Origin of the sequence: Oceanisphaera profunda (assembly GCF_002157895.1) — a bacterium.
Taxonomy (GTDB): domain Bacteria; phylum Pseudomonadota; class Gammaproteobacteria; order Enterobacterales; family Aeromonadaceae; genus Oceanimonas; species Oceanimonas profunda.
In genome coordinates this window covers 1,587,248-1,598,544 of record NZ_CP021377.1, presented here as the reverse complement: position 1 = coordinate 1,598,544, position 11,297 = coordinate 1,587,248, and the positions used below count along the sequence as shown (strand labels likewise).

Annotated in this window: 11 protein-coding genes; 6 read left to right on the top strand and 5 right to left on the bottom strand. The window is 50.0% G+C overall.

Features of this window, described 5'->3' with window-relative positions:
* The first annotated feature begins 51 nt into the window (after positions 1–51).
* From CBP31_RS06980 to CBP31_RS06965, 4 genes are all read left to right on the top strand, one after another.
* A complete protein-coding gene (locus tag CBP31_RS06980) occupies positions 52–807 on the top strand; it encodes a HesA/MoeB/ThiF family protein (RefSeq protein ID WP_087035787.1) in 756 nt (251 codons plus the stop codon).
* On the top strand, positions 807–1,007 hold the full coding sequence (gene thiS / locus CBP31_RS06975; protein WP_087035785.1) for a sulfur carrier protein ThiS: 201 nt from the start codon (positions 807–809) through the stop codon (positions 1,005–1,007). The genes CBP31_RS06980 and thiS overlap by 1 nt, the downstream gene beginning before the upstream one ends.
* A gap of 1 nt (position 1,008) precedes the next feature.
* Positions 1,009–1,776 carry a thiazole synthase gene (locus tag CBP31_RS06970; RefSeq protein WP_087035783.1) on the top strand — a complete coding sequence of 256 codons (768 nt, stop codon included), beginning with the start codon at positions 1,009–1,011 and terminating at the stop codon, positions 1,774–1,776.
* A gap of 275 nt (positions 1,777–2,051) precedes the next feature.
* Complete coding sequence (locus CBP31_RS06965) at positions 2,052–2,453, top strand: NINE protein (RefSeq protein ID WP_087035781.1); 402 nt, start codon at positions 2,052–2,054, stop codon at positions 2,451–2,453.
* Positions 2,454–2,571: 118 nt separating this feature from the next.
* Here the strand turns inward: CBP31_RS06965 and CBP31_RS06960 are convergent, their stop codons facing one another.
* Complete coding sequence (locus CBP31_RS06960; RefSeq protein ID WP_087035779.1) at positions 2,572–4,152, bottom strand: phospholipase D family protein; 1,581 nt, start codon at positions 4,150–4,152, stop codon at positions 2,572–2,574.
* Positions 4,153–4,434: 282 nt separating this feature from the next.
* On the opposite strand from CBP31_RS06960, the gene CBP31_RS06955 reads away from it, so the two are divergent.
* A complete protein-coding gene (locus CBP31_RS06955; RefSeq protein WP_087035777.1) occupies positions 4,435–4,995 on the top strand; it encodes a cytochrome b in 561 nt (186 codons plus the stop codon).
* Between the two features lie 324 nt (positions 4,996–5,319).
* On the opposite strand, the gene CBP31_RS06950 is transcribed toward CBP31_RS06955, so the two are convergent.
* Complete coding sequence (locus tag CBP31_RS06950) at positions 5,320–6,873, bottom strand: phospholipase D family protein (RefSeq protein WP_151898796.1); 1,554 nt, start codon at positions 6,871–6,873, stop codon at positions 5,320–5,322.
* Between the two features lie 341 nt (positions 6,874–7,214).
* Here CBP31_RS06950 and CBP31_RS06945 point away from each other — a divergent pair, with 341 nt between their 5' ends.
* A complete protein-coding gene (locus CBP31_RS06945; RefSeq protein ID WP_087035773.1) occupies positions 7,215–8,597 on the top strand; it encodes an NAD(P)-binding domain-containing protein in 1,383 nt (460 codons plus the stop codon).
* Between the two features lie 177 nt (positions 8,598–8,774).
* Here CBP31_RS06945 and CBP31_RS06940 read toward each other — a convergent pair whose 3' ends face one another.
* From CBP31_RS06940 to CBP31_RS06930, 3 genes are read right to left on the bottom strand one after another with little or no spacing between them, the layout of a single operon-like run.
* On the bottom strand, positions 8,775–9,737 hold the full coding sequence (locus CBP31_RS06940) for a 5-oxoprolinase subunit C family protein (RefSeq protein ID WP_087035771.1): 963 nt from the start codon (positions 9,735–9,737) through the stop codon (positions 8,775–8,777).
* Complete coding sequence (gene pxpB, locus CBP31_RS06935) at positions 9,737–10,468, bottom strand: 5-oxoprolinase subunit PxpB (protein WP_227875182.1); 732 nt, start codon at positions 10,466–10,468, stop codon at positions 9,737–9,739. The genes CBP31_RS06940 and pxpB overlap by 1 nt, the downstream gene beginning before the upstream one ends.
* Before the next feature lie 32 nt (positions 10,469–10,500).
* Positions 10,501–11,262, bottom strand: a complete 762-nt coding sequence (locus CBP31_RS06930) for a 5-oxoprolinase subunit PxpA (protein ID WP_087035769.1) — start codon at positions 11,260–11,262, stop codon at positions 10,501–10,503.
* Positions 11,263–11,297 lie beyond the last annotated feature (35 nt).

Sequence of the window (11,297 nt, the reverse complement as noted above, 5' to 3'; positions counted from 1 at the left end):
ATAGCCCGCAAACTGCGACCTGTACTTTGCTGACCTTGGTGGAGCATGACTATGCTTAGCGACGACGAATTTATGCGTTATAGTCGGCACTTGTTGCTAGAAGAAGTGGGCGAACAAGGTCAGCTGCAGCTGAAGCAGGCCTCCATATTAGTAGTTGGGCTAGGCGGTTTAGGCTCGCCGGCGGTGCAATATTTGGCCGCTGCGGGCGTGGGCACCTTGTGGTTGGCTGACTTTGATCACATCGACGTCAGCAACCTACAGCGCCAAACGCTGTATGACATGGACAGCCTGAAGCAAAGTAAGGCTGAAACCGCGCGGCTTAAGTTACAAAAGCTCAATCCAGAAGTGGAAGTGATCGCCATCCATCAAAAGATGGATGAGCAAAGCCTGCCGGGCTTTGTGTCTGAAGTCGACTTGGTGTTGGATTGCACCGACAATATTTTGATCCGCCAGCAGCTGAATGCTGCTTGCTATCAGGTGGGTAAGCCCTTGCTAGTGGGGGCGGCGATTCGCTTTGAAGGCCAATTGCTGGCGCTGGATCCTAAGCGCGACCATGGCTGTTATCGCTGCCTTTATGGCACCGATATTGGCGAACAACTGAACTGCAGCAACTCTGGGGTAATTGGTCCAGTAGTGGGCACTATCGGTATGTTACAGGCGCTGGAAGCCATTAAGTTTTTTACCGGTACAGGCCAAGTACCTTGGGGCGAGTTGAAACTGTTTGATGCCAAAAATCATAGTTGGCACGGCTTGCGGGTGCCGAAGGATCCCGCGTGTCCGGTATGTGGGCTTAAGGGAGAGAAATAATGCAAATAACACTGAATGATAAAAGCATGATGCTGACCGAGGGCATTACCCTTGCCGAGTTATTACTGGAGCTTGATCAACACAAGCCCGGTGTAGCGGTGGCGCTTAACCAAGCAGTGGTGGCGCGCGGCCAGTGGTCCGAACAAATCATCAATGAAAACGATAAAATTACTTTATTTCACGCCATAGCCGGAGGCTAACATGAGTCTTGTCATTGCCAATAAAACCTTTAATTCTCGTCTTTTTACCGGAACCGGTAAATTTGCTAACCCTCAACAAATGAAAGATACGTTTTTTGCGGGGGGCTCAGAGATGGTCACCATGGCAATGAATCGCGTTGACTTGGTTAATCACAGCGACGATATATTACCGCCGTTATTAGAGCTGGGTGTACATTTGCTGCCGAACACTGCCGGTGCGCACACGGTAGAAGAGGCGCTATTTGCGGCGCGTCTGGCTCGTGAAGCGCTGGGCACTAATTGGTTGAAATTAGAAGTACACCCAGACCCAAAGTATTTGCTGCCTGACCCGATTGAAACGCTTAAAGCGGCCGAAATCTTGGTCAAAGAAGGCTTTATTGTATTGCCTTATTGCAGTGCCGATCCTTTATTGTGTAAGCGCTTAGAAGAAGTGGGTTGTGCCGCCGTTATGCCATTAGCTGCGCCGATTGGCACCAATAAAGGCTTAGTGACTCACGATTTTCTGCAAATCATAATTGAACAATCTAACGTTCCAGTCATTATAGATGCGGGAATCGGTGCGCCAAGCCATGCGGCTTATGCCATGGAGTTGGGTGCCGATGCCGTGTTGGTGAATACCGCCATTGCTAGGGCGCGCGATCCGATTACCATGGCACTAGCCTTTAAACTGGCGGTAGAGTCTGGTCGCCACGCTTACTTGGCCGGTTTGGCGAGCAAGAGCCAATACGCACAGGCCACCAGCCCATTGACTGACTTTGCTCAAAAATAAGATTTTTCAGCGACAGCATTATTAAGACTAAAGTCTGTTAGTACTGACCTTAGGGTGAAGATTAAAAAAAACCTGCTGCGGCAGGTTTTTTTTGTGCCCACGATAACGCTGACGCTAGCTACTGGTGTCACCATTTTATACTTGGCTCAGTCAGGTTTAGACGTAGGATGTGGCTGTGTCTATGGTAAATATGGTGTCGTGCCTTGGCAGCCGTTAAGATAAGCGCTTAAGCTAGTGATTAGCGAACCACAAAAAACTCAGGGAATTAGACCACTATGAATAATACACACAGCAAGGTGATCGGCTACGTCCTGTGGATTTTTGGCTTTATGGGTGCTCACCGTTTTTATTATGGTCGCCCCATTAGTGGCGTGCTGTACTTTTTTACGCTGGGTCTGTTTTTTATCGGCTGGATTGTGGATTTATTCCTGATCCCGAGCATGGACAGAGATGCGGATGATCGCTACGCCAAAGGGCCCACCGATTATAATATTACGTGGGTGCTGATGACTTTTCTCGGCATCTTTGGAGCGCATCGTCTGTATATGGGCAAGTGGGTGACGGCTATTATTTGGTTTTTCACCGGCGGCCTATTCTTGGTCGGTTTTCTCTATGACTTTTGTACCTTGAACAGCCAAATCGACGAAGTGAATCGTAAGTCACGCCGGTTTAGTTAAATTCTTGTAAGGGGTGAGGCGTAAAGCGTGGGATGTAGTTGAGCTCGGGCTTTTTTTGCGCCTTACCCCCTCTTTTTCACTTCACTCCTCCCGCTTTATCCCTCACTCTTCACCGGCGCTAAAGCATTGAGTCCAACGGCAGATAGCCAAAGAACCACGCTTTTAAGCGTATCCAGCGGCCGGCTTCGGGCTCGCTATCGCGACTGATAATAGTGGCAGGCGTGGTCGACTCATCCAACCAAATTAGCTGCTCTGATTGGCCCCACCAACGCTCGGCGGTCGTCAAATCCAAGCGCCATGCATGAGCGGGTAACTCTTCTAAGAACGCCTCACTAGCGAAATCCGCCAGCTTTTCGCTATAAATCAACACACCAATTTCGGTATTCAAGTTAATGGAACGCGGATCCATATTCATGGAGCCCACGAACAGCGTATCTCGGTCAAAAATCATGGTTTTGGCGTGCAGGCTGGCTTTAGATGAACCGGACAGGCTGCGATCCCGCTGACCCTTTATCTTTATTTTAGCCGTGGGTTGCAGCTCCCATAATTCCACTCCCGCTTCGATCAACGACTTGCGATAACTGGCGTAGCCGGAGTGCACTAAAGGCACGTCATTGGCGGCCAGTGAGTTGGTGAGAATGGTTATTTTAGCGCCAGACTTCACCCAGTTGGCAAAATTTTTCACCCCTTCATCTTCAGGAATAAAGTAGGGAGACACGATTAAGGCTTCGCTATGTGCCTTGTCCAGCAAGGCGATAAGGGCCGGTGCCATATGGCCGGTATCATCTTTGGTTGAATTCAGAATTTTGTCGGGATCATCAAAAATAAGGCTGTACTCTGCCCAGTGCAACTTAAGCTCGCCGTGCTTTAGCTCTTCTACCAATTGCAAAGACTCTAAGCGCGCTAGATAAGCGAGGCTGCGCTGATTTTTGCTGGTGTCTGCTAATTGTTTGCGTATTGCTGGTAAGGCTAACGGGTGGGCGGTGCGTTCCAACTGCTGGATCGGAATTGATAACTTATGATTCCAATACTGATCGAAAGCCCCTGAAACTTCCTGAGCAAACTTGCCCACGCCCAATACGTCCAGATCCGCAAAATTAACGTATTCGTCGGCGGCAAAATAGGTGTTACCGATATTACGGCCGCCAATCACAGCCGCCTGATTATCGGCAATAAACGACTTATTGTGCATGCGCCGATTGACCCGCGAGAAGCGGAATATAAAGTCGATATAAGGCATGGCGCGGTTGGAGAAGGGGTTAAATAGTCGAATGGAAATATTAGGATGCTGGATCAGCGCGCTGAACAGTTTTTCTTGGCCATCGTGACCAAAATCATCCAAGAGCATGCGCACTCTTACGCCGCGATCCGCTGCGCGCAACAAATAGTGGGTAAATAACTTGGCGGTAGCATCGTCGTGATACAAGTAATATTGCACATCCAAAGTCTGCTCCGCCGCTTCTATTAACAGCAAACGTGTGACGAAGGCATCCAAGCCATTACCCAGTAAGTGAAATCCAGAGGGAGCCTCATGGCGCAATGCTTCTTTGGCAACCCCTTGGCCAAGGCGCGTATTTTGTGTGTTGCTGAGCGCAAAGGTGGCAGGGCTGTATCCCTGCGCTTGCAGACTACAGCCAGTGAGTGCAGTACTTAGCAGCAGTACTAAACTAAGAGAGATAAGGGCAAGAGAAGCTTTCATAAGGCGTGTCTAACTGGCTAAGAGAATGATTTCAAGTATAGCCAGCTTACAGGGATAACACTGCTAATGTGCACCCAATTTGGGGCTTGTAAAAGGGCGGTACCCCAGAGAGTTGGCAAGCGACTCGCTATTTATTGTTCCAGCGTCAACACTCAAAACGGTGCACTGCCGCTCTCAGAGATTGCTCTTATGCTGAATACAACTTTTAGCATCCCGATGCCACCTTCGAGACGATAAGCATCGGCATAGCTAAAATCCGTATCGCAAGTGGGGAGCATACAAATGAATGTTGATACTAAAACGAAACTGAGTCGCACCACCATTTTCTTACACTGGCTGTTAGCGATCATGGTCATGGTGATGCTTGCGGTAGGCGTGATCATGGCCGAGGCAGAAATATACAGCCTGTATCCTTGGCATAAATCTTTTGGTCAGCTGATCTTTCTGATTGTGCTGGTGCAAGCTGTCCGCCGCCTGAAAAACGGTTGGCCTGAGCCGGTCAGTACCTACTCGCATGTTGAGCGTGTCCTCGCCCGCAGCGTACATTATTTACTGTTAGTCGGCGTATTACTGATGCCAGTGTTCGGCTTTTTAATGTCCGCATTAGGGGGCAATGGCGTGGCTTTCTTTGGCTTGCAGCTGGTTGCGAGAAATCCAGATCCGGCCAATTTAAGTAAAGTGATCCCGCTGAATGGGCCACTGGCTGAGCTTATGCTCGCGGCACACGGTATCTTGGGCTACCTGCTGATTTTGGCTGTGGTGCTGCATATCTTGGGCGCGTTCAAGCACCACCTGATTGATAAAGACGGCACACTGCGCCGTATGCTAGGCGATAAGGTTTAGGTCGAATGAAGCCCTGCGGCAGCGGTAAGCCGTCAGTTAAGAGCAGGCACACAACCTATTATTGCCACGGCACCCACGGAGGAACACGGAAAAATAGAGGTCAGTTCGGAAAGATGTTTAAGGTCCAAACAGCCTGTGCTCATATTTAGGACGTTCTTGTAGCTTAACGCTTTAGCAGTCAGTTCAAGAAAATACCGAGCGTCGAACTTAGTCCTTTATAATAAATAGGTTTTATTACTTGGCGCGTTTGAATTAGATCTGCGTCCGTGCGTTCCGTATTCTTCCGTGGCAAAAAATCATTCGCCTTTAGCGTACCTCTGTCCTTCAAAGCAAGGACTCCAATGGTAGATGACCAAATAACCAAGCCCTAAAACGGCTCCAGCGGCTGGCTTGTGGCTCGGCTTGATAGTGCGTTATGGCCTCAGGATTGGACTTATCACTCCACTGCAATTGATGGCGAGATCCCTCTTGTTTATTTGTTTCTACCTGCCAGGCGTGCTCAGGCAGCTCAGCTAAAAAAATCTCACTGGCAAATTCCGCTATCTCGCTACTGTGGATCAAAACGCCTATTTCGGTGTTGAGGTTAAGGGAGCGAGGATCCAGATTCAGCGAACCGACAAACAGGATTTTACGGTCAAAAATCATGGTTTTGGCATGTAAACTGGCTTTAGAAGAGCTGGGTAAGCCGCGAGAACGTCTGCTTTTTCTGGCTTTTTTACTGTCGGGCTGTAGCTCCCATAACTGCACGCCGGCGTTAAGCAGCGCTGGGCGATAGCGCGCATAACTGGCGTGGACCAGTGGTACGTCGTTGGCTGCGAGCGAGTTGGTTAAGACTGTGACCTTGGCGCCTGCCGCGACCCAACTGGCAAAGGTGGCCACGCCATTGTCCCCAGGAATGAAATAGGGCGAGACCAGCAGCGCCTCTGTGGTGACCTCTTGCCAAAGGCAATCTAAGGTTGGTGCTAAATGGCCGCGCGTATCGGTGCAGTCATTGAGCAATTTATCCGGATGGTCATATACCAGTTGTGACTTGGCCCAATAAAACTTCAATTCGCCTTTTTTTAGCTGCTCCACCAGCTCTAAATCTGCCAAGCGCGCTAAATACGCACGGTTAATTTTATTGTGACGGCGGACCGCTAATTTTCGGCGTACACCCGCTAAAGACAGCTTAATGGTTCTGCGCTGCAGATCCTGCACCGGCACCGCTAGGCTGTGCTGCCAATATAAGTCGAACACAGTACTCACCTCGGTGGCGAATTGGCCCACTCCCAGCACATCTAAGTCGGTAAAGTTGGTGTACTCATCGGCAGAAAAATAGGTGTTGCCGATATTACGGCCACCAATAATGGCGGCTTGGGTATCGGCAATAAACGATTTGTTGTGCATGCGTCGCTGCACTTTGGAAAAGCGCGTTAAAAAGTCTAAATAGGGCAGCTTGCGATTAGCAAAGGGATTAAATAAGCGAATCGAAATATTAGGATGCTCAACCAGCGCGCGCAACAAACGCTCTTGACCGTAATGGCCAAAGTCGTCGAGTAAGAGACGTACTCTCACACCCCGATCGGCGGCGCGCACCAGATAATGGGTAAACAGCTTAGAAGTGGCGTCTTTGTGAAACAGATAATACTGCACGTCTAGGGTCTGATCGGCGGCTTCCATTAACGATAGGCGCGTCACAAATGCATCTAAGCCATTGCTCAGTAAGTAAAAGCCCGACGACCCTTGATGATCTTCTGCCTCGTTAATAATGCCTTGGCCGAGTCGGGTATATTTGCTTTCTCTGGGCTCAAAAGGGGCGGGGATCGGCGCGCAGACCGGTCTTGGGAAGCCCGTAAGCCGAGTACAGAGCAATAAAAACTTGGCAAAGTAATGAGTCATGGCGTCTACGTAGCGAATGCAAAGTGGAATTAAGTATAAGCAATCTGTGATATTAAAGATAAGCGCTGGCGCCTGTTTAGGGCAATGAAAAACCACCTAAAGCCGCTGCTCACGTGCAGTCATTAATTATGTAAGCAAACACTTACCTTTGCAGAGTTTTCTGCTAATACTAGGCTAATTATCGCACACTTTATTCGTCTGCTAGGAGGCGGGTTGTGAACATTTGTTGCTAAAATAAACTGGTTCATCTGGCTACTTTTAGCGCAAATTTCCTTTTTTGTTTGTAAATCAACAGGTAATTCCTTTAGTATGGTAAGGTTATTGCATTAAAGGAGATTATCTTGAAGCAGCAGAAAATAGCGATACTAGGCGCAGGCCCGAGTGGTTTGGCGCAGTTAAGAGCGTTTGAGGCGGCACGCCAGGCTGGGGTACAAAACCTGCCGGAAGTCGTCTGTTATGAAAAACAAAATGATATTGGCGGCATGTGGAATTACACGTGGCGTACGGGTTTAGATAAAAATGGCGAGCCAGTTCATGGCAGCATGTACCGGTATTTATGGTCGAACGGTCCCAAAGAATGCTTAGAGTTTGCAGATTACTCTTTTGATGAGCATTTTGGTCAGGCCATTCCTTCCTACCCGCCGCGTGCCGTGCTTAAAGACTACATTATGGGTCGAATCGACAAAGCCGCCATTTTTAAGTACATCCGTTTCGAGTGTCCCGTACGTTGGGTGACTTATGACGAAAGCAGCAAAATGTTTACTGTTACCGTCATGAATCATAAAACTGGTGAGCAAGAAACCAATGAGTTTGATTATGTGGTGGTGGCCACCGGTCATTTCTCTACGCCAAATATGCCGTACTTTGAAGGCTTAGAGCAGTTCCCTGGCCGAGTGCTACATGCCCACGACTTTAGAGATGCGCTGGAATATGAAAACCAGAACGTATTGCTAGTGGGCGCCAGCTACTCGGCAGAAGACATCGGCTCCCAGTGCTTTAAGTACGGCGCTAAGTCGGTCACCATTAGTTATCGCTCTAACCCTATCGGATTTGATTGGCCAGAAGGCATGGCAGAGCGACCGCTGCTGACTCACCTTGAAGGTGATATCGGCCATTTTGCCGATGGCACCAGCAAACAGTTTGATTCGATAGTGATGTGCACCGGTTATTTGTTCCACTTTCCGTTTATGCCTGATGAGCTGCGCTTACAGACCCATAACTGTCTGTATCCGGATAATTTGTATAAAGGTATTTTCTTCCAGCCTAACCCTAAATTAATTTATTTAGGCATGCAGGATCAGTACTACACCTTTAACATGTTTGACGCTCAAGCTTGGTATGCGCGCGATGTGATACTGGGTCAAATAGCCTTGCCAGAAGCAGATGCCCGCCAGCAAGATATGCAGACTTGGTTAGCTCGCCATGAGCAGTTAAGCGGCTGTCATGACTCGATTGATTTTCAGGCCAGCTATATTCGTGACCTGCTCGGCCCCACCGACTATCCCGATTTTGCGGTGGAAGAGCAGGGTGAGTTATTTAAGCAGTGGCTGCAGGACAAAGAAGAAAACATCATGGCATTCAGAGAGAAGTCTTATACTTCTACCGTGACGGGCACTTTGGCAACTCAGTTGCCTGCTCCTTGGTTAGCAATTAAGGATGACTCGCTAGAAAGCTTTATGTCATTGGATTTTATTGAGAGTAATACGCTAGATAAAATCGACTAAGCATAGCTTGAGCTGTGGTGTCATCCCAAAGCCCGCCCCATGTCAGAATGTGGGGCGGGCTTTTTTGATCGCTAAAACAAAGCGATACGCGCTGCGCCTTATGCGGTACGTCAAAGAAAAACATCTACCCTTGATAAATAAGCGTGTGCTTAGAGTTATAACTATCTTAGGTGCAACTTAAAGCGCATGGCTGCCCTTTAGCGTCGCCCTAAATTCCCGATATTGTGCTTGCGCTTGGCTTGCTGTGCATGTGCCTAGTCGCACTTTTTGGCCCGGTTGGCATTGAGCTAATCGTGCACAGGCTAACGGCGTCAGCGTGCCCAAGCGCGGATAGCCGCCAATAGTTTGGCGGTCGTTAAGCAAGATAATGGGCTGGCCGCTAGGTGGCACCTGTACCGCACCCAACGTGAGACCCTCTGAGATCAAGCTTCCAATGTTGCAGTGCAGCATTGGGCCTTGCAGGCGGATCCCCATACGATCCGATCGAGGATCCACGCGCCAAGGCTGATTAAAGGCTTGGATCAGGCTGAGATCATCAAAGAATCGAAACTGGGCGCCGGGGATCATCATCAGTGTGGCTGCTTGCTCGTAATGAGGTAGCGCGCCTACGGGGAGCTGGCGCCGAGGTATAAAATCGGCTACATGGCTACTAGAAAAAGCACTGCTAGCAAAAGCGAGCGTGTCGCCGACCGCTAATTTGCTGCCATCACCGAGATGGCCACCGAGTTGGTCACGCATCACACAGGCCACGCTGCCTAGAACGGGTTTTGCGATAAAGCCACCAGCTACGGCTAAATAAGCGCGTACGCCACACTTGGCCATGCCGAGTTGGAGCTCGTCGCCGGCGGCGAGCGTAAAAGCTTGGTTATTGGTCAAGGGTTGGCCATTAACCTGGGGCTGCATATCTGCGCCACACAAGGCCAAGTGGCATCTTTGTTCGGCGACTAGGGTGAGTCCGCCTAAGGTGATTTCTAATGTGGGGCTACCCCAGTTATTACCCAGCAGCCAATTAGCCCAGCCCCAAGCTTGCAGATCCGCCGGCCCACCTTGGCTAATGCCTAAGTGGCGCACGCCAACGCGTCCTGCATCTTGCAAGGTGCTTAAAGGTCCAGGCTTGATGACGGTTAGTAAACCCTGCATTAATAGGCTTCCTTGGCCATAGGCGTGCTATCGCCGCCCAAACGCTCAAACTGCGCTTTTGTGATAGGTACAAAGCGCACCTTATTACCCACTTGTAGCAGGCTTAAGCTGGGCCTTTGTAAATCAAATAATTGAGTCGGCGTACGGCCAAGTAAATTCCAACCACCCGGCGAGGCGTTGGGATAGGCGGCAGTTTGGCGGCCAGCAATGGCCACACTGCCGGCAGGCACTTGCGCTCTTGGTTGTGTTAATCGTGGCAACTCAAGCTGGGCGGGCAGGGTGCCCATAAAAGCAAAGCCGGGTGCAAAGCCCAGCGCAAATACTCGATACACAGGCTGGCTGTGCAGCTTAATTAAGGCGGGGATTTCCAGTCCCGTGTGTTGGCTTAAACGCGCCAGCTCTGGGCCAACGCTTAAGTGATACCAAACCGGCAGCTCGATAATGGCGGTGTCGTCGTCAGCGTGCAGATCGGGCGCCAGCCCACGCAACACTTGCTGCAATAAGCGCCGCGCCTGTGCATGATCTAACTGCAAAGCGTCAAACTGCACCAAGACCGTCGTATAAGAAGGCACTATATCTACCAGCAGTTCGCCAAAAGCTTGCTTGCACGCACTGACCAAAGCGGTAATCCAGCCCATATTGCGCTCGTCTATGGCATCGAATAGTCGCACCAGCCAAGCGTCCATGCCGGCGTTTTCGAGGTGAGGCAACGGACTCACGTTCTTATTCACGCTTGTATTCAAGCTGTTATTCACATTGTTGCTCAAACTAGGCCATCCAGCTTTAGGTTTTCCAACAAGTGGCGAATAGCGCTTACTGCGGCGATGGACTCAGGGTTGTCACCGTGCACACATAAGGTATCGGCCGTTAACCGCAGGGCGCTACCGTCATGGGCGATTAACGGCTCCGCCATAATGAGACGTCTGGCTTGCTCGACAATTTGCTCCTGTGAGCTAAGCACGGCATCGGGCAGCTGGCGCGACACTAAAAAGCCCGCGTTGTCGTAGGCACGATCCGCAAAGGCTTCAAACCACAGCTGTAAACCAAAAGACTGAGCCAAATCGAGGGCTGTTTGATTATCCGCTTTGGCCATCAGCATCAGTGGCAAGCTCGCATCATAACGGGCTACCGCTTGCATTACCGCTGCCAGTTTTTCTGGCTCGCGCATCATGTCGTTATACAAAGCGCCGTGGGGCTTAACGTAGCTGACTTGGGTGCCCTCGGCACGACACAGGCCGTCCAGTGCACCGAGTTGATAGAGCACCATGTTTTCTATTTCAGCGGGCGAGCAGGCTAATGAACGACGACCAAAGCCGACTAAGTCTGGATAGGCCGGATGGGCGCCAATTTTTACTTGATGAGCGAGAGCTAAGCGCACGGTGCGGCGCATGGTATCGGGGTCTGAGGCATGAAAGCCGCAGGCGATATTGGCCAAATCAATAAAGGGCAACACGGCTTCATCTTGGCCTAATTGCCAAGCGCCAAAACTCTCACCCATATCTGCATTTAGCAATAATATTCCCATCTGGCTTTTTCCTTCACGATAAATGATGGTACTTA

Coding starts and splice junctions, on each gene's coding strand:
- CBP31_RS06950 (WP_151898796.1), bottom strand. CDS start 6,873: ATGACTCATTACTTTGCCAAGTTTTTATTGCTCTGTACTCGGCTTACG.
- CBP31_RS06960 (WP_087035779.1), bottom strand. CDS start 4,152: ATGAAAGCTTCTCTTGCCCTTATCTCTCTTAGTTTAGTACTGCTGCTA.
- CBP31_RS06965 (WP_087035781.1), top strand. CDS start 2,052: ATGAATAATACACACAGCAAGGTGATCGGCTACGTCCTGTGGATTTTT.
- CBP31_RS06980 (WP_087035787.1), top strand. CDS start 52: ATGCTTAGCGACGACGAATTTATGCGTTATAGTCGGCACTTGTTGCTA.
- thiS (WP_087035785.1), top strand. CDS start 807: ATGCAAATAACACTGAATGATAAAAGCATGATGCTGACCGAGGGCATT.
- CBP31_RS06970 (WP_087035783.1), top strand. CDS start 1,009: ATGAGTCTTGTCATTGCCAATAAAACCTTTAATTCTCGTCTTTTTACC.
- CBP31_RS06940 (WP_087035771.1), bottom strand. CDS start 9,737: ATGCAGGGTTTACTAACCGTCATCAAGCCTGGACCTTTAAGCACCTTG.
- CBP31_RS06930 (WP_087035769.1), bottom strand. CDS start 11,262: ATGGGAATATTATTGCTAAATGCAGATATGGGTGAGAGTTTTGGCGCT.
- CBP31_RS06955 (WP_087035777.1), top strand. CDS start 4,435: ATGAATGTTGATACTAAAACGAAACTGAGTCGCACCACCATTTTCTTA.